Annotated in this window: 18 protein-coding genes; 7 read left to right on the forward strand and 11 right to left on the reverse strand. The window is 37.5% G+C overall.

The window, feature by feature from the left end:
- Positions 1 to 105: 105 nt before the first annotated feature.
- Positions 106 to 1,515, forward strand: coding sequence for a short-chain fatty acid transporter (locus J655_RS06090; protein ID WP_032052144.1), 1,410 nt, complete (start codon positions 106 to 108; stop codon positions 1,513 to 1,515).
- Positions 1,516 to 1,580: 65 nt separating this feature from the next.
- Positions 1,581 to 2,753: a thiolase family protein gene (locus J655_RS06095; RefSeq protein ID WP_032052145.1), complete on the forward strand. Its 1,173-nt coding sequence runs from the start codon at positions 1,581 to 1,583 to the stop codon at positions 2,751 to 2,753.
- Between the two features lie 49 nt (positions 2,754 to 2,802).
- Here the strand turns inward: J655_RS06095 and J655_RS06100 are convergent, their stop codons facing one another.
- From J655_RS06100 to J655_RS06110, 4 genes are all read right to left on the reverse strand, one after another.
- A complete protein-coding gene (locus J655_RS06100; protein ID WP_003651675.1) occupies positions 2,803 to 3,696 on the reverse strand; it encodes a LysR family transcriptional regulator in 894 nt (297 codons plus the stop codon).
- 232 nt (positions 3,697 to 3,928) lie between these two features.
- On the reverse strand, positions 3,929 to 4,822 hold the full coding sequence (locus tag J655_RS06105; protein ID WP_002113716.1) for a LysR substrate-binding domain-containing protein: 894 nt from the start codon (positions 4,820 to 4,822) through the stop codon (positions 3,929 to 3,931).
- A gap of 544 nt (positions 4,823 to 5,366) precedes the next feature.
- Positions 5,367 to 5,588: a hypothetical protein gene (locus J655_RS0104195; protein ID WP_014206692.1), complete on the reverse strand. Its 222-nt coding sequence runs from the start codon at positions 5,586 to 5,588 to the stop codon at positions 5,367 to 5,369.
- 110 nt (positions 5,589 to 5,698) lie between these two features.
- Positions 5,699 to 5,881, reverse strand: a complete 183-nt coding sequence (locus J655_RS06110; RefSeq protein ID WP_002113649.1) for a hypothetical protein — start codon at positions 5,879 to 5,881, stop codon at positions 5,699 to 5,701.
- A 404-nt stretch (positions 5,882 to 6,285) separates the two neighbouring features.
- On the opposite strand from J655_RS06110, the gene J655_RS06115 reads away from it, so the two are divergent.
- Complete coding sequence (locus J655_RS06115) at positions 6,286 to 7,704, forward strand: aspartate ammonia-lyase (protein WP_017399577.1); 1,419 nt, start codon at positions 6,286 to 6,288, stop codon at positions 7,702 to 7,704.
- 56 nt (positions 7,705 to 7,760) lie between these two features.
- Here J655_RS06115 and J655_RS06120 read toward each other — a convergent pair whose 3' ends face one another.
- The gene (locus J655_RS06120; protein ID WP_032052146.1) at positions 7,761 to 9,965 is read right to left on the reverse strand and encodes a TonB-dependent siderophore receptor; all 2,205 of its coding nucleotides are present in this window, start codon (positions 9,963 to 9,965) and stop codon (positions 7,761 to 7,763) included.
- Positions 9,966 to 10,481: 516 nt separating this feature from the next.
- Here J655_RS06120 and J655_RS06125 point away from each other — a divergent pair.
- A complete protein-coding gene (locus tag J655_RS06125) occupies positions 10,482 to 11,768 on the forward strand; it encodes an MFS transporter (protein ID WP_002113740.1) in 1,287 nt (428 codons plus the stop codon).
- 183 nt (positions 11,769 to 11,951) lie between these two features.
- Positions 11,952 to 13,301, forward strand: coding sequence for a chromate efflux transporter (gene chrA, locus J655_RS06130; protein ID WP_032052147.1), 1,350 nt, complete (start codon positions 11,952 to 11,954; stop codon positions 13,299 to 13,301).
- Between the two features lie 83 nt (positions 13,302 to 13,384).
- On the opposite strand, the gene J655_RS06135 is transcribed toward chrA, so the two are convergent.
- Entirely contained in the window at positions 13,385 to 13,993 is a 609-nt protein-coding gene (locus J655_RS06135) for an FMN-dependent NADH-azoreductase (RefSeq protein WP_016685828.1), read from the reverse strand.
- 95 nt (positions 13,994 to 14,088) lie between these two features.
- On the opposite strand from J655_RS06135, the gene J655_RS24310 reads away from it, so the two are divergent.
- Complete coding sequence (locus J655_RS24310) at positions 14,089 to 14,484, forward strand: winged helix-turn-helix transcriptional regulator (protein WP_005069321.1); 396 nt, start codon at positions 14,089 to 14,091, stop codon at positions 14,482 to 14,484.
- Here the strand turns inward: J655_RS24310 and J655_RS06140 are convergent.
- A complete protein-coding gene (locus tag J655_RS06140; protein ID WP_005076113.1) occupies positions 14,481 to 15,335 on the reverse strand; it encodes a helix-turn-helix domain-containing protein in 855 nt (284 codons plus the stop codon). The genes J655_RS24310 and J655_RS06140 overlap by 4 nt on opposite strands.
- Positions 15,336 to 15,501: 166 nt before the next feature.
- Between J655_RS06140 and J655_RS06145 the strand changes: the two genes are divergently transcribed.
- Positions 15,502 to 16,419, forward strand: coding sequence for a DMT family transporter (locus J655_RS06145; protein WP_032052148.1), 918 nt, complete (start codon positions 15,502 to 15,504; stop codon positions 16,417 to 16,419).
- A 33-nt stretch (positions 16,420 to 16,452) separates the two neighbouring features.
- Here the strand turns inward: J655_RS06145 and J655_RS06150 are convergent, their stop codons facing one another.
- The 4 genes from J655_RS06150 to J655_RS06165 form a co-directional block, all read right to left on the reverse strand.
- Positions 16,453 to 17,457 (reverse strand): homoserine dehydrogenase, encoded by a 1,005-nt coding sequence (locus J655_RS06150; RefSeq protein ID WP_032052149.1) that lies wholly within the window; start codon positions 17,455 to 17,457, stop codon positions 16,453 to 16,455.
- Positions 17,458 to 17,566: 109 nt separating this feature from the next.
- Entirely contained in the window at positions 17,567 to 18,358 is a 792-nt protein-coding gene (locus tag J655_RS06155; protein WP_032035014.1) for a sulfite exporter TauE/SafE family protein, read from the reverse strand.
- A gap of 116 nt (positions 18,359 to 18,474) precedes the next feature.
- The gene (locus J655_RS06160) at positions 18,475 to 20,130 is read right to left on the reverse strand and encodes a bifunctional protein tyrosine phosphatase family protein/NAD(P)/FAD-dependent oxidoreductase (RefSeq protein ID WP_032052150.1); all 1,656 of its coding nucleotides are present in this window, start codon (positions 20,128 to 20,130) and stop codon (positions 18,475 to 18,477) included.
- A 9-nt stretch (positions 20,131 to 20,139) separates the two neighbouring features.
- Positions 20,140 to 20,835, reverse strand: a complete 696-nt coding sequence (locus J655_RS06165; RefSeq protein WP_032052151.1) for an MBL fold metallo-hydrolase — start codon at positions 20,833 to 20,835, stop codon at positions 20,140 to 20,142.
- Between the last annotated feature and the right edge of the window lie 179 nt (positions 20,836 to 21,014).

Raw genomic sequence — 21,014 nt, forward strand, 5'->3', positions numbered from 1 at the left:
TAGTAAGCCAGATAAGACTTAAGTTAGAAAGTGAGCTTAAGTCTTAGCCCTTTTAAGCACCGGATGTGCTGTCTATAAATAAGAACGAGAAGGATTTTTTCAGCTATGGAAAAACAGCAAGGAATTTTTGAAAGATTTGCTCTTCGGATTAGTGACTGGTCTGAAAAATGGTTTCCTGATTCATATATTTTTGCATTACTTGGCGTCATTATCGTGTCAGTTGCCGCTTTAGGTATTGGTGCACCTATTCATGATGTTGCGACTTCCTTCGGTAACGGTTTCTGGAGTCTTATTCCCTTTACCCTGCAAATGACGATGCTCATTATTGTAGGTTATGTCGTTTCTGTATCTAAGCCCGTAAAGTTCCTAATCCAAAAAATGGCACGTATTCCAAATTCTGGACGTGGTGCTATTGTTCTAGTTGCAACCGTCAGCTTGTTAATTTCACTGGTCAATTGGGCAGTAAGCACGATTCTTACTGCACTTTTAGTGATTGCATTAGCAAAACGTAAAGAGCTGAATATGGATTACCGTGCAGCGGCAGCGGCAGCAATTATTGGTATGGGGGCAACTTGGGCACTTGGAATCAGCTCTTCGGCAGCACAGCTTCAAGCGAATAAAACCAGTTTACCTGAGTCAATTTACAACCTAACTGGTGTTATTCCATTTACTGAAACGATTTTCCTTTGGCAATCAATTGCGATGACCATTATTTTGGTCATTGTTTCAATCGCAATCGCGTATTGGTCAGCTCCAAAAGGTAATAATGTTAAAACGATTGATAGTTTTGATGTTCAGTTTGAAGAAGATAAACCACATGATGAGAAATCTAATCGTCCAGGTGACTGGTTAGAAAACTCGCCTATCTTAACGATTATTGTGGTCGCATTAGGCTTAATCTGGATGTTTTTTGAGTTTTCAAAAAGTAATCCAATTATTGCTATTTCAAGTTTAAACACCTACAACTTTGTGTTTTTAATGCTTGGTTTAGCGTTACATGGAACACCACGAAACTTCTTAAATGCTGTTTCAAAGGCAGTTCCGGCTGTCTCAGGAATCTTAATTCAGTTTCCACTTTACGGAAGCATCGCCTTTATTATGACGCAAGCTTTAAACAGTCAAGATTTATCGCTGTCGCATTATATAGCTGAGTTTTTCGTTTCAATCGCCTCAAAAGAAACCTTCGCAATTGTGATGGGAATTTACTCTGCCATCCTTGGGTTCTTTGTGCCATCTGGAGGTGGAAAATGGATTATTGAAGCCCCATATGTCATGCAGGCAGCAAATGATTTGAAAGTTCATTTAGGCTGGTCTGTACAAATTTATAATGCAGCCGAAGCTTTACCGAACTTAATCAATCCATTCTTTATGCTTCCAATGTTAGGCATTCTAAAACTAAAAGCAAAAGATGTGATTGGTTTTACAGTCACTCAGCTGGTTGTGCATTTTCCGTTAGTTTTATTTTTATTATGGTTCTTTGGAAGAACACTTAGCTACACCCCACCTACTTTTTAATTTACTGGCGCCTTTAGTTTCGGCTAAAGGCAAACTTAGCAAATACATCAATAAGAGATATTAAGATGAGTTCAATTGTTATAATTTCAGGTAGCCGTACTGCAATGGGCGGCTTTCAAGGCAGCCTATCGGCTTTAACTGCACCAGAACTTGGCGCTGCTGTTATCCGTGAATCGATTCAACGCGCAGGTGTTTCCCCTGAACAAGTAGATGAAGTTATTTTTGGTTGCGTATTGAGTGCAGGCATAGGTCAAGGCCCTGCTCGTCAGGCGATGCGTAAAGCTGGTGTACCTGATCATGTCGGAGCAGTCACCATTAATAAATTATGTGGCTCTGCAATGAAAGCAGTGTTAATGGCATCAGATACTCTAAAAGCAGGCAGTGCCAATATTATTGTAGCTGGCGGTATGGAATCTATGACCAATGCGCCTTATATTTTACCTAAAGCTCGCGGTGGTTACCGTATGGGTCACGGTGAGATTAAGGACCATATGTTTTTAGATGGTCTTGAAGATGCTGAAACAGGCCGCTTAATGGGTTCGTTTGCGCAAGACATGGCAAACACTAAAGGCTTTACACGTGAGCAAATGGATAACTTTGCAATTTCTTCACTTAAAAAAGCGCAAACTGCGATTACGGAAGGTTACTTCAAAGAAGAGATTATTCCTGTTGAAGTAAAAACACGTAAAGGTGTCGAAGTTATCGATCAAGATGAGCAACCATTAAAAGCGAATCTTGAGAAGATCCCAACATTGCGTCCAGCTTTTAGTAAAGATGGGACAATTACAGCTGCGAACTCAAGCTCAATTTCTGATGGTGCTGCGGCGTTAGTACTCACCACTGAAGAATATGCTCAAAGTCATGGTTTAAATACTTTAGCAAAAATTGTTGCAACTTCTACGCACTCCCAGCATCCAAGTGAATTTACCATCGCTCCAATTAGTGCTATTCAAAAAGTGCTTGAGCGCGCTGGTTGGTCAGTTGACGAGGTAGATGCTTGGGAAATTAATGAAGCTTTTGCAATGGTCGCAATGGCGCCAATTCATGAACTCGGCATTGATGAGGCAAAAGTAAACGTCCATGGTGGTGCTTGTGCTTTAGGCCATCCAATTGGCGCAACTGGTTCAAGAATTATTCTTTCTCTTATCTATGCTTTAAAACGCCTTGGTAAGAAGAAAGGTGTTGCTGCATTATGTATTGGTGGTGGTGAAGCTACAGCTGTCGCAATTGAAATCTAAAAATTAAAGTGCACGGAAGATGTAAGAATTTTTCTTACATCTTCTTTTTTTAGACTTTAAAAAGTTCATAACAGGTTTGACGGAACCATTTATGGCTACTTTTATGATGGCAAGACATATGCCAATGTTGTTTAACATCATAAGTTGGGAAGTCTAGAGGTGCTGGTAAAATCTGTAAATTTTCTCTCACCAATAAGACTTGGCTTAAATAATACGGTACCGTTGCGATCGCATCTGTTTCTTGAACGACTAATCCCACTCCAAGATAGCTTGGTAATCGAATTAAGATATTTCGATCCAATCCTTTGTTCTGCAATTCATTTTTAATATGGTAGTGCCCGATTCCCGCATCAATGTCGATATGATACTCGCGCATATAATCATCTAAAGTAAAATTATTTGGGTCTAAACGAGGATGACTCTTAGAGCTAATCACCACATAATGCTGTTTAAAAAACTTTTGTTGATAAAAGCCTTCTTCTAATTGGGGTAAAAAGCCAATTGCAAGATCAATCTCACCATTTGCCATTTGATAGCTGGTTTCCGGCGTAATCGGCCTAATATTCAAGCGAATTAAAGGGGCTTTCTCTTTTAAATAGTTTGTTAATTGCGGTAATAAAACCAGATGAGATACATCTGTCATCGCAATTGTAAAAAGCTGATCTGAAGTTAGCGGATCAAAATTCACACTAAAATTATTAATGCTTTCCACTTTATCAATCACTTCACTAATGAGTGGAAAGATTTCTTTAGCTAATTCGGTTGGAATCATTTCATTCCCAACACGAATAAAAAGTGGATCATTAAAATGCTGACGGATTTTGTTCAGTCCATTACTAACGCTCGGTTGTGTAAGCCCAATAGCATCAGCAGCCATTGAAACACTTTTAAACCGATAAATATGATAAAAAATATTTAGTAATCTACTATCTAGATCAAACAAAATTGTCTCCGTCTGGATCAAATAATCCATTCAAAAGGAATAAAATCAGACACAGCATATATAAAATGCTCACTAGATTTCTGAATTATTGATATATGGTCTAAATTAACAAAGAATCTAGACCATGAGCAATGCTTTATAAAGCCTTTCATCATAAAGACAAAGGTATGAGCTCTTTAATTGATTACTTTGTATGTAAATATCTTGAGGACATCACATATCATTATAAATTTTAATCATGCTGAGTTTGGAAGCCCTTCCAAATTTGCTGAACAGATTTGTTATCACTCAAGTTATTTTTAAAAATATAAATATCCTGTGGCAGGCAGTATTCGTTATGGTCCAACATGACCAATTTTCCGGTAGCGAGATCTTCCTCTACATTAATTTTTGGAATCCATGCTACACCTAAACCTTGTAATACAAGCTCTTTCAAGTTGGTGGCATTGTCAGTTTCATATAAGGTTTTATAGATCAGTTTACCTTCAATCAATTGATCGACCAATTTGCGCAAATAAGCATGTTTACTATAAGCAAGTAATGAAAAATTACTCTGAATTGTATGCTTAGGCGTATGATCTGCTTCGGTAGCTGACACTGGGACAATCTCTGTTTCAGCGATCTTGATGCCACTTAAAATATCATCACCAACTCGATTAATATTAGATCGATCTGCATAACAAATCATAAAATCGCAGGCACCTTCTTTTAAAAGAGATAAGCCTTCACCACTATTCGTTGCGACAATTTCAATTTTTAAATCACGCATAAACGTTGGGAATTTTTTTAAAAAAGTGGTTAAAAAACCTGATGCTAATGAGTGGACAACACAGAAACGAATCGTAGATTCGGTTTCATTTTTGATGTTTTTAATCAGCTTTGCTGTTTCTTCTACCTGCTTCTCAATATTTTTAGACATCACCAGCATAATCCGTCCAATGTCTGTAAATTCAATATTATTTTTATTATTTCGGATAATAACTTCAGCTCCGATCATCTCTTCTATTTGCTGAATTCTACGCGTAAACGCAGATTGACTAATAAATCGTTTTTCGGCTGCTTTTGAAATAGAACGCTCACGCTCAAGTGTCAAAAGGTCTTCTACCCAACGTACTTCTAAGTTCATTTTATGCATTCCCTTTTTATAGTTATGTCCTTAATCTGTCTGGTTGGGAAGCTGAATAAATAGCTGAATAGATGAATAAAAACTATAAAACATGGGAGTACCTGCAAAAATGCGATGGAGGGTTGGCAAAGCCAAACAATAAAAGTAAGTATTTAAATAATTCTGACATAGAAAAGAGCGTAAGAGAATAAAAGACTTTGATTTAACTCAACAACTCATACAAATATAAAATTATCACTCTAAAAATTATTTTAAATCAAAAAGTAAGGAGCATATAACGCAAGTAAATAACAAGTTTTAAGTTGATAAAAAATAGAAATAATCCTATGCTTTACTCATGTTTTATTTTATAAAAAAAGTCCGCACCTTGGGGAAGAATACGGACTGTAAAACTGAAAATGACTATCTTGCTTATTTCAGGAGTTAAGCTCTCTGACTCAATAAATTCATTTAGATCAGAAGATATGCTTGTAGTATAGCTCAGTCCATAAAACCTGACTATTCTACTAAAGTATTTAACTTAAGATTGAATTAAAACGAATTCTTAATATTCACCAATGAGGTAATATAACTTTCTTGAAATTTCAACCATCATATTAGAAGTATATTGAGTAATTTCAAAAACTTGCTTTTTCTGGGGATTGAACACCATATTGTCATTTTCATCACTAAAAAAGATATAAGTGGTGTATTTATCCATATGGTGGATATGCTCTTTTAAGCTTAATTTTTCCCCAGAATTGGGATCATAGGCGATAAACTTCATTCTCATGAATTTTGTCTCTATACATACAGTCTTTTACCCAAATTTTAAAAAAATCTAGATAAAACAATATTTTGATGGATAATATGAAATAGTTAACCTAAGAACTGAGGCTACTTGTAAGATATGGGCACAATACTATTAGCTTTGTTTACCGAGGTTTCAGCAGAAGCGATTGATTGCTCTGCTTCTTTAAGCAGACGAGAAGTTTTAGACTCACTTTTCTCTTCACCGTGGAAAAGCACATAGTATGTAAAACTTCCCAAAATAATTAATGCGGCTGTGACTTTTAACATAAACTTAAAACTAAGATTTTTTCGTATTATAGTGTTTTTTATGTGAAATGCATCACATTTTTATATGAATTTGTTAGATAAGCTTCACTTTAAAAGCTAATAATAAAGATAATTAAGTTGATATTTCATTTAAATTAATCAGTCTTAATTTTTACAATGGGTTTCTTTCAAAAATTAGATGACCATTCATTGTATCAAGCAAATTTTGAAATTAACTTCATCTCAATATTAAGTTATTAATTTATATAGTTAAATTAATAGTTGAAAATGAACCCTCCAAGTTAGTTCACTATAAAATTAAAAAAATGATATGCAAAAAATGCATAATCAACTTGATAAATGCATTAGAAGTGAAGCATTTCGAAATCTAATATGAATTATCTTCTTTACTAATTCGAAGTTTAATGATGAACGCTGAAATTACCACCCGTATTGAGAAGGATCTTATTGGTTATAGAGAGATCAATAATAACGACTACTACGGAGTTCAAACATTACGTGCTCTAGAAAACTTTAATTTAACTCAAAGTAAGGTCGGAAATTTTCCTCACCTTATTAAAGCTTTAGCAATGGTAAAGCTTGCTTGTGCTGAAGCGAACTATAATCTTAAAAGCTTAGATCAAACTAAATTTGAAGCGATTGAATACAGCTGTAATCAACTTATTCGTGGTAATTTTCACGACCAGTTCCCGATTGATATGATGCAAGGCGGTGCTGGTACTTCAACCAATATGAATGCAAATGAAGTATTAGCAAACGTCGCTTTAGAATATATGGGACATGCAAAAGGCCAATATCAATATTTGCACCCTAATAACGACATTAACATGTCACAGTCAACAAATGACGTGTACCCTACTGCGATTCGCTTAGGTTTGTTATTAAGCTTAGATGAACTAAATCTTCCTTTTAACAACTTAATCTTAAGTTTCCGCAATAAATCTCAAGAGTTTGCTCATATCCTAAAAATGGGCCGTACACAGTTACAAGACGCTGTGCCAATGACATTAGGTCAAGAGTTTGGTGCTTTTGCAGTAACTTTACAAAAAGACCTTGAACAAATTAATACGCTTATTCCAAATGTTTTAGCGTATATGAACCTTGGTGGTACGGCGATTGGTACCGGAATTACTACTGAATATAGTTACCGTGAGCTTGCTATTCAAGCGCTTGCAAAAATTTCTGGTAAGAAAATTAAATCTGCTCCTGATCTAATCGAAGCAACTTCAGATATGGGTGACTTTGTTCTTTTATCTGGTTTATTAAAGCGTACCGCAACTAAACTTTCGAAAATTGCCAATGACTTACGTTTACTTTCAAGTGGTCCACGTACTGGCATTAATGAAATTAATTTAGAAGCTCGCCAACCGGGTAGCTCGATCATGCCGGGTAAGGTAAACCCAGTTATACCTGAAGCAATGAACCTTGCTTGTTTCCAGATCATTGCAAATGACTTGGCTGTAACTTTAGCTGCTGAAGCGGGCCAATTACAGTTAAATGCAATGGAACCACTTATTGCATTCAAACTGTTTGAATCTATGGATTTGCTTGGTAAGGCAATGGCAATGTTCCAAAGTAAGTGTATTGATACAATTACGGCGAACCCTGAGCATTGTAAAGCTTTGGTTGAAAACTCAATTGGTATCGTGACTGCACTTAACCCATATCTAGGTTATGAAACTACAACTCGTATTGCTAAAACTGCAAACGAAACTGGACAAAGCGTATTGGCACTCGTTCAGAACGAAGGCTTATTATCAGCACAAGTGCTTGATGATATCTTGTCGATTAATAATATGGTTAAACCAAAAATGTCGGCTTAATTCCTGAAATAAAAAAGGAGCTTTTATAAGCTCCTTTTTTATTTGTTCTATAACTTTTAAAAACTAAAAGTTGTAGAGAACTGAGCTGTACGTGGGTTACCTAAGAATAGATAGTCATCACCCATAAATGCACCTACATCACGCCAATATTTCTTATTAAACAAGTTATCAATATTGAATCTAAAAGTTGTGTCATGCCCAGCAAAATTTGTTTTATAGGCCGCACCAATATTAAAAACGCTGTAACCGCCTACTTTTGCAGTTCCCTCTTTGTTTGCATATTTACTGCTACTGTATTGCATACCACTAAGTAATCTTAACCCTTCAACTGACGGAACTTTATAAGATAACTGTGCAGTTGCGCGTACTTTCGGTACATTTTGAGTTTGATGACCTTTGTAGCTGTCATTATCAATATCAACTAGACGAGATTTGGTATAGGTAATACCTGAACTTACATCGAGTGTATCAGTTAAAGCACCTGTTAAACCTAATTCAATACCTTGATTGTGTTGTTCACCTTGTGAAACAAAATCGAAAGTTCCTTCTGCATTCACTTTGCTATATTGATTGTCTTGTTTTAAGTCAAAAATAGCTGCTGTTACTAAGAAGTTCCGAATTTGTTGCTTAATACCAACTTCATATTGTTCAGAGTTTTTAGGAGATAGAACTTCTAGAGCATTATTAGCGAACCACGGTGCTTCACCACCATCCGATAATCCTTTGGCATATGAAGCATAAAGATTAGTCTTAGCAGTTGGGCTATACATAAGCGCTAATTGCGGTAAGAACTTATTTAAATCGGTGTCTCGGCTTTGCTGTCCATCTGACGTATAGGCTTGCTCATCAAGATGAATAAGCTTCCCACCCAATAAAGTTGACCACTGATCGTTAAATTGAACTCGGTCAGATAGAGTAAATGCAGTCTGATCACTTTCTAGCGCTTTGTAACGATCACCTAAGCTTTCCGATGACGGACTATAGTCAATTGTATCTTGATAAATATTGCCTGTTCCTACCGCTACATTAAGTGGTGTGTGGTGCTTTAAAGTTTTATATGTACGTTGTAATTCGAAAGCGATTTGATGCTGGATATTAGCAGTGTTGAATTGACCATTTAATCCAGCAGCGAACTGGTTAGTAATACGTGTATCATCTGGGCTGCGGAAGTCATAAATGTCATAATTTCCGTGTTTATCAAAAGTATTGCCTAAACCAGTAACTTCACAATTATCGTTATAACATCCCCATGGGAAAGCACTATTATCATCAATCACAACACGGCTTTGTGATGCACTTAAGCTACCATTCCATTGATCATTAAATGTATATTGATATTTCAAACTTGCATTTACACTGTTATTTACAACAGGTTTACTCCAAGACTGATAACCCAATAAACGGTCTTGATCTACATTTGTTGGCACTTCTTGCCCATCAAGCAGTTGATAACCCGGTACTGAACGTTGACTTTGATGCTGGGCTTCAATATCAAATAATAATTTAGAACGCTCATTAATTTTCCAGTCTAAAGCAACTGAACCAAACTCACGCTTACCATTTGCGTGATCAACATTTGGATGGATGCTTTCATGGGCTAAATTGATTCGATAACCAAAACTATCATTAACAAAGCCGCCAACATCTGTTGCCAGTGTATAGCCGCCTTCTGAATTTACATCTACAGTAATGTTTTTAACATCGGCTGGTCTTTTGGTTACATAGTTAACCACTCCACCCGGCGTCGACATTCCAGATTGAATTGCAGAAATACCTTTTAAGATTTCAACTTGTTCTTTATTTTCTAAAGCCACATTTTGTTCGCCACGTATGGTATGGCCATTAATGAGATAACTTGAGCCTAAATCAAGCGCAAAACCACGTGCTACAAAATTTGGATAGTAGCCAATTGCAGCGTAGCCATCCCCTAAAGAAGAATCGTTTTTAATAACATCAGTTAAAGTTTTTGCGTGTTGGTCTGCTATACGCTCAGAGGTAATGGTTGTAATAGATGCAGGAACTTTCTTTAAATCATCAGTTTGAAAACCAGATAAAATAACTTTTTTAGACGTATATAGTGCATCATTATTTTGTGTAGCATTCACAGTAATGGTTGGGAGCTGCGAAACCTCCGCTTCATTTGCATAGACGACAGATGTTATGAGTGCAATAGATGAAGCCAATGCTGTTTTAGAGCATGTCATGAAGTGAAGATTTATCGAACGTCTTTCCATTGAATAACTACCTGCCATACCGTGCATAATTCTAAAGCGCTAGAAATGAGTGCGGAGTCTATTTTTAGCCACGCAAGAATACAGCTACATATATTGAGAAACAATACATTCTGTACTTTTTCGATTAAGTGTATTTGATACAAATTTTATGAACTTATCATTATATAAATTTCATTTATTTTATTAGGAATTGACGCTATAACTTTTTAAGTATTACCAAATATTCGAAATAAACTTAAGCTCGAAATGAAACTTAAAAGGAGAAATAAAATAGAAAAGTACCGTTGTAAATTAGCTCACTGATTTTAAATAGAATTAATTATTAAGTTAAATGAAAGGAAGTGTTCGATCATTGGTAAAATTATCTTTAAATCGAACAAAAGGACGTAATTTTACTAGAAACGAATTTTAAAATTAGAAAAAATGAATGGTTAGGAATTTAAGGAAGTGCTCAGGATTGAGTGATATTTAAAGTTTCATTCTATTTTCTATCCAGCATATCTAAAAATTCCTCATTTTTGTCTGCAAAATGATGGAAGAAATATGACATACACTCAGGAAGAAAAACGTAGCAGAATACGTGGGATTGTAGGCGCAGCCTCTGGTAATTTAGTTGAATGGTTCGACTTTTATATCTATGCAGTATTTGCTGCCTACTTTACTCAAGCATTAACAGCACCTGATATGGATAGTACGACTAAATCTATCTATGTTTGGGGCGTATTCGCTGCAAGCTTTTTTATGCGTCCTATTGGTAGTTGGGTATTTGGACGAATTGCAGACCGGCATGGTCGAAAAAAGTCGATGGTCATCTCAATTTGTCTGATGGCTTTGAGTTCTTTTCTATTTGCAGCCCTACCTACTTATGACCAAGTTGGCTTATTTGCCCCTTTTCTTTTACTGGTAGTGCGCTTACTTCAAGGCTTATCGGTTGGTGGTGAATATGGTGCAGTAGCAACATATATGAGTGAATTAGGATTAAAAGGCCAACGTGGTTTTTACTCATCTTTCCAATATGTCACTCTCTCTGGTGGTCAGTTACTCGCAAGCTTACTTGGTGTAATTTTATTAACGTTCTTAAGTGAACAACAATTACATGATGGTGGATGGCGTATTCCGTTTGTTATTGGTGGTATTGCAGCAATTTTATCTTTGCTTGCACGTAGTCGTTTAGAAGAAACGCTTTCTCATCAAGACAGCGAACGAAAAGAGTCTGGTAGCTTAAGAGAACTCTTTAAAAAGCACTGGAAAACCTTTTTATTAGTGGTTGGATACACTTCTGCTGGTTCATTAACGTTTTATGTAGAGACCGTTTATTCAAAAACCTATTTAACCAATTTAGGGATGGATGGAAAAACCGTTGGTTATATCATGACCTTCGCCCTATTTGTCTATATGTGTGCTCAACCTGTATTTGGTGCTATTTCCGACCGTATTGGGCGACGCTCTTCAATGCTGGCCTTTAGCTTATTGTCTGCGATTTTTATCTACCCAGTCATGGTGATCGGGATGCGTGCCTATATTGATTCGCCGATCATTATTGCCTTGCTACTTATTTTTATGATGATGTTACTCAGTTTCTATACATCTATCAGTGGCTTGGTAAAAGCTGAAATGTTCCCACCTCATGTGCGAGCTTTAGGTGTAGGATTTTCTTATGCGGTAGGTAATGCGCTGTTTGGTGGTTCTGCACCTTCAGTTGCCTTACAGTTTAAAGCTGCCGGAATTGAAAATACCTTCTTTATATATGTCATTGTCATGCTGATTATCTGTTTCTTATGTAGCCTTGCGCTTCCGAAAAAACCAGATTATTTAGAACATGATCATTAAAAAGTAAAAGATAGATATTCTTCTAGAGATTTTTTAGAAGAATATCTTTTTAAAATAATAAGAAAGTCATTTTTGTTCTGTATGCTATAGCTGCCTAGCACATCTAACTTATTCAATTAACTAAAAGTTACTAGTTTTTGATGTTCTTGATCCGTATGAATCAATTTTTTGATGGGATAAAAAATGGAAAACGAAAAATTCCCTTTACCTGAAAGTATTATTCAAGTCACCTTCTGGCAAGCCTTCTTATTTTGGCTCAAGCTCGGCTTTATTAGCTTTGGGGGGCCCGCTGGACAAATCGCTGTGATGCATCAGGAACTTGTTGAGCAAAAGCGCTGGATATCCGAAAAAAGATTTTTACATGCCCTGAACTACTGCATGTTGTTACCCGGTCCTGAAGCGCAGCAGTTAGCAACCTACATTGGTTGGCTTATGCATAGAACTGCTGGAGGATTGGTTGCAGGTATTCTATTTGTATTACCCTCCTTATTTATTGTAATTGGGCTGTCTTGGGTTTATATAAAATTTGGAGATGTCCCTGTTATTGCAGGTTTTTTCTACGGAATCAAGCCTGCCGTTACCGCAATTGTTTTCCATGCAACGTACCGTATAGGTAGTCGTTCGCTTAAAAATAAGTTTTTATGGATCGTCGCGATTGCGGCGTTCTTCGCCATCTTTGTCTTAAAGCTTCCTTTCCCGCTTATCGTTTTATCCGCTGGTATTGCTGGCTATTTAGCGAGTAAAAAGTACCCAGAACTATTTTCCTCCGCGGCTGGACATAAAGCCAGTCAAAAAGATTATGGTCCGGCATTTATTGATGATGAGACTCCAACACCAGAGCACGCTAAATTCCATTGGTTGCGTTTAGCTAAACTTATTTTTGTAGCAATCGCTTTATGGCTATTGCCAATTTTAGCTTTAGGCGCATATTTTGGCTGGCATCATTCTTATACTCAAATGGCGTGGTTCTTTACCAAAGCTGCTTTACTTACGTTTGGGGGGGCCTATGCAGTTTTACCTTATGTCTATCAAGGAGCTGTAAATCATTTTGGATGGCTTTCACCTACACAAATGATTGATGGTTTAGCTTTAGGTGAAACTACACCGGGTCCACTGATTATGGTAGTGGCTTTTGTTGGCTTTTTAGGAGGCGTCAATCATTTATTACTTGGCTCTGAGCATCTATTTTTTGCTGGAGCACTTGGTGCAGTCATTGTGACTTGGTTTACCTTTCTCTTTTCATTTGTATTTATTTTTGCGGGTGCGCCCATTATTGAATCTACCCATAATGAAATTAAATTTACTGCGCCACTCACTGCAATTACCGCGGCTGTGGTCGGTGTAATTTTAAATCTCGCACTATTTTTTAGTTATCACGTGCTATGGCCACAAGGTTTTTCAGAGCATTTTGATATAGTTGCAGCCCTCATTACTGTGGCTGCATTTATTGCTTTATTCCGCTTTAACGTGAACGTGTTATATGTGATTTTTGCATCAGCGCTGGTTGGGCTAGCTGTCACTTTTTTTAGTTAACTATTGATTTAAATATTTTTTAAATTCAGAAAATCTTATCAATAAGGCCGAACAGTTTCTTTTCTGTTCGGCTGTTTATATTTTTAACCTGCTAATTGTGCGATTTGTGCTGCTGCATTATCTAAGGCAGCTTGACGTGCTTCTGGGCCGAAAGCGATCCCTTCCGCGCGCACAAAAGTAATATCAGTCACACCAATAAAATTGAAAAACGCTTTGATATAAGTTTCTTGATAATCTAAAGCTTCAGCTGGTGAACCTTCTGAATACACACCACCACGCGAAGAAGCAATAATGACACGTTTCCCCTCTACTAAACCTTGAGGACCGTTTTCCGTATAACGGAATGTTTTACCAGCAACAGATAGACGGTCAAGCCACGCTTTTAACTGTGATGGAAAGCTAAAGTTGTACATAGGTGCACCAATTACAACGATATCTGACGATAAGAACTCGTCCAAATATTGGGTGTTTCGTGCAACACGTTGCTGCGCTGTTTCATTATTAGGTTCAACACCTTGCCATGCTAAAAATTCAGCATCAGACAAATGAGGAATTGGCTCTACAGCAAAATCGTGATGAATAATTTCTGCATCTGGATAAGCTGTGCTGAGCTGACGAATAACAGATGAGGTGAGTTGGCGGCTAACAGACTGCTCACCTAAAATACTTGTGTCAATTTGAAGTAGTTTCATCGTTTATACTCACAGTATAAAATTGTTACTTGAACTAATTATGTTACTACTATTATTCTGATGCACAAGAAGGCACATTTAGGGAACCAAGTAATATGACTGTAACTATACCTCACGATATCCAAAGTTCAGATTGCCAAAGAGTCAGCCAAGTATTGGCTAGAGTTGGCGAGAAATGGAGTATACTCATTGTAATGACACTTGCATCACGTTCTCATCGCTTTTCTGAAATTAAAAGAAGTATCAATGGAATATCACAGCGTATGCTTACCTTATGTTTGCGTGGTTTAGAAAGAGATGGATTGGTTAAACGTACGGTTTATCCTGTAGTTCCACCTCATGTTGAATATGAATTAACTCCATTGGGCCATTCACTTACAGAACCTGTAATTGCTTTAGGCCAATGGGCTCAGCAGCATATTGCGGATATTGATGCGGCAAGAGCTGCGTTTGATGCAGCTCAAGATAAACCAATTACATTAGACACTTAACGTAACTGCGAAGGACTTATGCCATAAAATTGTTTAAAGCGATGACTTAAATGGCTTGCTGAACTAAACCCACATACTAGGGCAATATCTTGCAAAGAAAGCTGAGATGACTGAATTAGCCCTTTGGCCTTGGTTAAGCGTCTTTGCATGACATATTGGTGAGGTGCCATATTCATGGACTGTTTAAACATATGAGCAAAATGGTATTCGCTTAAATTCACAACATTCGCCAAATCAGACAAGGTAAGTGCTTGATCTAGATGCCCTTCAATCCAGTCCTGAATATATTTGAGTTTATGAGGAGCGAGCCCACCCTTGATAGTAGGTTGTTGCCATTGAACACTGCTATATCTTCGAATTAAATGGTTCAGCAATAAACTGGCAGTTGTACTCATTTGTAAATGGTTTGCTGAATCTTTCCAATCACAATCTAGCAAGAAAAACTGATAAAGCGCTCGAATCTTTTCGTCATCGTTAAAAACAACTTCGTTTAGTTCAATTTGATTAGGTTCTTTGTCCCATATTTTTTCGGCAACATCACGCAAATGTTGGTCGGTATAATACAAGTGAACGAATTTAAGCCCACCACGTATGTCCCAAGTCGACTCCTGATGCTCAGGCAATAAGCAAAAACGCCCCGGCCCACCGCCGTTTTTCCAGCCTGCAGGGGTTTTTTGATAGCTTTCATAGCCATCTTGAATATAGAGACTTAAAGTGTGGTGATCGCTACAGACACTTACACGATCTTGCTGATTAGACCAAAATGCAAGTTGCATATTCTCATCAAGCACCACAGTTTCGTGAAGCTTGGCTTTAGATTGCTGTAGCTGTTCTAAAGTTTGATAGGCCATGCAAAATTAAAACGAATATCATTGAGCTTAAGTTAACCATATTCCGCAAAATTCAGCTAGTTTAGATCTATAAAAAACGCAAGATCTTGCATGTACAACACAAGAATATATACGTGAAAAATGAAGCAATCCTAGATACTTAAGTTTGGTAATCGAGGATGAAGTTATGAATATTTTACTCTATGTTGCGGTGGTGTTAATTTGGGGAACAACATGGATTGGAATTGCCGTTCAAAGCCATTATGCAACACCAGTTGTCGCAATTTTATGGCGTTTTGCTATTTCAGCCTTATTACTGTGGGTTGTTTTACTATTTTCAGGAAAATTACAGCGAATTGCTTTAAAAGATCACTTGTTTTGTATGCTGCAAGGCCTTTGTGTTTTCGGCCTAAACTTTATTTGTTTTTATACTGCAGTTAAATATGTAAACAGTGGTTTAGAGTCTGTCATTTTTTCGATGGCTGTTTTCTTTAATGCTATTAATGCACTTATCTTTTTTAAGCAAAAACCATCGCCAAACTTTGCCCCAGCCGCAATTTTAGGGCTCATAGGTATTGTTTTACTGTTCTGGCATGACCTGATTAATAGCCAGTTTAATGCGCAGTTATTAATGGGTATCGGTCTGTGTGCAGTAGGCACTTACGGTTTTTCTTTAGGGAACATGATTAGTGTTAGACACCAAAAACGTGGCCTAAATATTTTTTCAACAAATTGTTATGCCATGACTTATGGCGCATTGGTGATGTTAAGTCTAGCTTTATTTACTGGCCAAGATTTAATGCCTCCAATGAATTTCCCATTTTTAAGCTCGGTACTTTACCTAGCAGTATTTGGTACGGTTATTGGGTTCTCTGCTTACTTTTCTCTTGTTGGACGAATTGGCGCAGCCAAAGCAGCCTATAGCACGTTGCTCTTTCCTTTAGTTGCTCTAACAGTTTCTACTTTCTTTGAAGGATATGTATGGACTTTAAATGCGGTATTTGGAATTTTATTAATCTTACTTGGTAACTACTTAATGTTTAGTAAGTTAGAAATTGGAAAAAAGTTATTTAATAGTCAAAAAAATTGTGAGAAGCAGGCCTAAAAGCCTGCTTTTTTTATAAGTAATAATTCATCTCTAGCAGCCCGTTTTAAGCATCAACTCAAAATCTTTTAAAGCCGCGGCTGCTGTGGCTAAAGGTGCAGAAGCCCCTCCACTGACAACAAATTCCCCCATTTCTTGCGTTAACGCCCGAATGCATTTATTGGAACCTTGCAGATGAGCAAAAGGATGATTTGGTGAAACTAAACGTAATTCAACACCTGTTTGAATTTGCTGATTCTTAATATGAATAAAACCAACCAGACGAGGAATTACATTTTCTTTTTTCCAACCACGAATATGTTCAGCCGTAACGTGACTAATTCCTTGTCTTGGAATATCTTGAATTTTTACATCATCCCCCAAAACAGTATTGGCTAGTATCGTAATTTTGGCAGCAGTATCCCATCCATCTACATCGAAAGAGCTGTCAGGTTCTGCAATACCTTTTGCTTGAGCTTTTTCAAGAGATTCTGCAAACGCACATTCATGTTGCAACATATCATTCAAAATAAAATTCGTGGTGCCTGTAAACACACCTTCTATTTCTAAAATTTGGCAGCCAGCTAAGTTATATTCAAACAAATCAACAGTTGGTAAGGCAGCAGCTGTCGCACCGCTAAAAAATAGTTTTTTATTGTGCTGATGTCCCAAGTTAACTAATTTTTTACCATCTACGACTAAAGCACCTTTAGATACCGCAATCGCATTCATGCTATGTGTTAAAGCATAATCTAAATAAAATAGGCCTTTTCCACCTGTCACATAGTCACTTGGCCCTGTCTCAATAATGACATCTGCTTGAACCTGTTCTAAAAACTTTTGCTCTGTTAGGCCTACTTGATATTTTGTTTTATCTAGCCACTTTGAAGCGTGTAAACCTTCTTGATCAATTAAACCTGATAATGAGTTGCAGACGCCCACTAAACGGGCATCAATTTGATATTTTTGTTTATAGTATGTCGATCTATTTAAAAGGAGCTCTGCAATTTGTTGCCCAATTCGTCCAAAACCACAAATTGCTACGTTAACTCGCTTCATATCGCTTTCTCAAAAATTTATATCGTTTAAATTAAATTTTCCAAGAGAATTTTAACATCTCGTCTTTGGAAAATTGCTAACTACAGAGATAGTTAAAATACTATATTACTTAGATATTTGTTAGATTAACTATCTTAATGACCATATAAATTGCGACAGCAAAAACCATTAAAGCAAAGACTTTTTGCACAATTGCAGACGGAATAAAACGAATAGCTCTGCGCCCTAATAACATACCAACTGCACATGCAAGCGCAAACGCACTAGTAATGCCTACTGGATAGTGAAAACCCTCTGCAATATGCATCACAATACTCATTCCACTAATGAGAAAAATAATCATAAGTGACGTTGCCACAATGCTATGCATATCCAAATTTGTGACTTTTCTAAGCGCTGGTACAATTACAAAGCCGCCACCAACCCCTAGCATGCCTGTTAAAAGCCCAGCAATAATTCCAATGCCCGCAAGTACACCACCAGTTTTAAAATTCCAGATAAAGCGTCCCGTACTTGGATTGACCTGACACGGCGGGGTATGAAAGTCTGATACTCGGTTACTAATAAGTCGATAACCCACTGTAAACATGACCAAGCTAAACATTAACATGAGCCAAATAGGTGAAATCGTGTTAGCTATTAAAATGCCGATATGTGCCATAGGAGCACCAATTAAGGCAATCCAGATCGCAGCACGATAACGAACAATCTTTTTAAATAAGCCTTCAATGGTTCCTATAAGAGTAGATAGCGCAACCGCCAATAACCCAATCGGCGCAGCTTGAGCCACGCTCCAGCCTTGACTGGTCATGAGCGCGGGTACAGCAAGAATACCCCCACCTGCACCAGTAAGACCCAGTAAAAAGCCAATCACGATGCCTTCAACGACAAGTAATAACATATTAAAAGCCTAAAATTGCATATACATCATTTGCAGTAGACTGCTGGTTAATGAGTGAGTAGATCTGGCCTTCTTGCGAAGGTTTAGTCGCTTCTCAGGACAAAGCGTTGCTTTGTTTATCCTCGCTCAGGTTTGACCATCCACTCACGGCCTTTAAGCATGCCTTGCCAGTAAATCGGCGGTAAAATCTGCTCCTTAAGCAGCCAAGCCAAACGAGATGGCTTTTGCCCATCAATCCCCCATTTCGGAAAGCTTGGGAGTAATTTGCCGCCGTAACCAAACTCAGCTAGAACGATTTTTCCTCGCTCGACAGTGAGTGGACATGAACCATAGCCGTTGTATTCACAAAAGTTTTGCTCACCGTTCAGTTGTGCGAGAACATTTACTGCAACGATCGGAGCTTGTGCTCGTGCCGCAGCAGCAGTTTTGGCATTAGGTGCATTCATCACATCGCCTAAAGCAAAAATATTGGCATGTTGTGTATGTTGTAGGGTTTGAGGATTCACGCTCACCCAGCCTGCTTCATCAGTGAGTGTACTGGCACGAATAAAGTCTGGGGCTTGTTGCGGTGGAACAACATGCAACATATCGAAATCAGTCTCGACCAATGCTGCATTTTCATTGTTCACTACCTTAAACCATGCTTTTTTTGCAGGCCCATCTACTTTGACAAGTTGATGGTTAAAATGAAGTTCAGAGCCATATTTTTCGACATATTGCATTAGTGCAGGTACATATTCCTTCACACCAAATAAAACAGCGCCAGTGTTATAAAAATGAATAGAGATATCTTTAAGTTTGCCTTCCTTTAACCAGTAATCGGCTGAAAGGTACATCGCTTTTTGAGGAGCACCTGCACATTTAATCGGCATAGGCGGTTGGGTAAAGATTGCCTTTCCACCGTTTAATTGTTGCACCAGTTCCCATGTATACGGCGCTAAATCATAACGATAGTTAGACGTCACCCCATTTTTACCTAAGGTTTCGACTAAACCTTCAATTCCATGCCAATTCAGTTTTAAACCAGGACAGACGACCAAAGCTTTATATTGAATGGGTTCGCATCCTTCCAAAATAACCTGATTATGCTCAGGGTCGAATCCGGCAACAGCTGCTTTCATCCATTTCACTTTTGAAGGGATCACACTTGCCATTGACCGTGCGGTTACTTGTGGTTTGAAAATACCGCCACCAACCATGGTCCAGCCCGGTTGATAATAATGGGTATCTGCCGGATCAATAATGACAATATCTAAAGGAGGTTCCCGAGACAGTAAGCTTGATGCAACAGAAACTCCAGCTGCACCAGCGCCCACAATCACAACGCTATAACAAGGAATTGTGGCTGGTTCATGATCACGTTTTAAAATACGTGGCACCAATTCTTTTAAGTTAAAACCAAGTTTGTTACCTGCTTCTACTAATAAAACCGCATCTTTCGGGGCAACTTCTGCTAAAGCCCACAAACTGATTGCACGCATACCAGAACGGCAATACGCTAAAACAGGTTTCTGAGCATTCTGATAAAGCTGCTTAAACTCGGTAACTTGTTGGTCGGTAATTTTGCCACTGGTAACAGGCTGATAAATTACGTTTAGGCTATGTCGCTGAGCTGCTTCTTCAATTTCAATCACATTGGGTTGATCTGCACCTTCTCCATCTGGTCGGTTACATATCAGTGTTTTTATTCCTTGGTCTGCAATTTTTGCAATATCGTTGGCAGTAATCTGGCCAGCAACATAAAAATCTTGATTAACTCGTTTAAATTCCATATTGCCACCTTATAATTGTGAAATTGAGCCGCAAGCCTGATTGGCTGGTAGCGCTTTATCGATTTGTTTTGGATATGGCAGATTTAAGTTATTCATTAATTCAATAAAATCTTCACGCGAGCGATTCTGACCTAGACGTGAATTATTTAAGCGTTCATAACCAATCGTTGAAGACAAACGACCCTTATAGTCATGTCCCGGATATACAATAGTCTCGTCAGGTAGGCTGAAAAGTTGTCTATGAATACTGTCATAAAGTGTCCCCGCATTACCTTGTTGGAAGTCAGTTCGACCGCAACCGTCAATTAATAATGCATCACCAGTGAAAACCATGTTTTCAACCAAATAACTCGTACAAGCATTGGTATGACCTGGTGTATAACGTGCTTCAATACTGAGGTTGCCGACTTTAAGCATGCAACCATCTGTAATTAAAATATCTCCGCAATTTACATCTGAATTACGGTGTAAAACCGATTTGCAATGGAAAAGTTCACGAAGCAAATTTGCAGCGGTAATATGATCTGCATGAACATGGGTATCTAAGGTATAGATGAGCGTAAATTGATGCTGCTCTAATTTTTTTGTATAAATCTCTATATCTGATGCGACTGGGTCAATTAAAACAGCCTCTCGTGTTTCTTCACACCCAAGCATATATGTATAAGTCGAACTTTCTTTTTCAAAAAACTGATTAAAGAACATGATTTATACCCCAATAATTTATTTCTTTCCTATATTTTGCAAATAAGATGCCAATTATTTAAAATTAAATAATAAATATAAAAATCAAATATTTAAAATAACAAGTAAAATTAAAGTTAGAAAACAAACTCAGCTTGATGTTCCTTTGAAACTCAAGTATGTTTCAATGAAACGATTGT

The organism is Acinetobacter sp. 1294243, assembly GCF_000588015.1.
Lineage (GTDB): Bacteria > Pseudomonadota > Gammaproteobacteria > Pseudomonadales > Moraxellaceae > Acinetobacter > Acinetobacter pittii.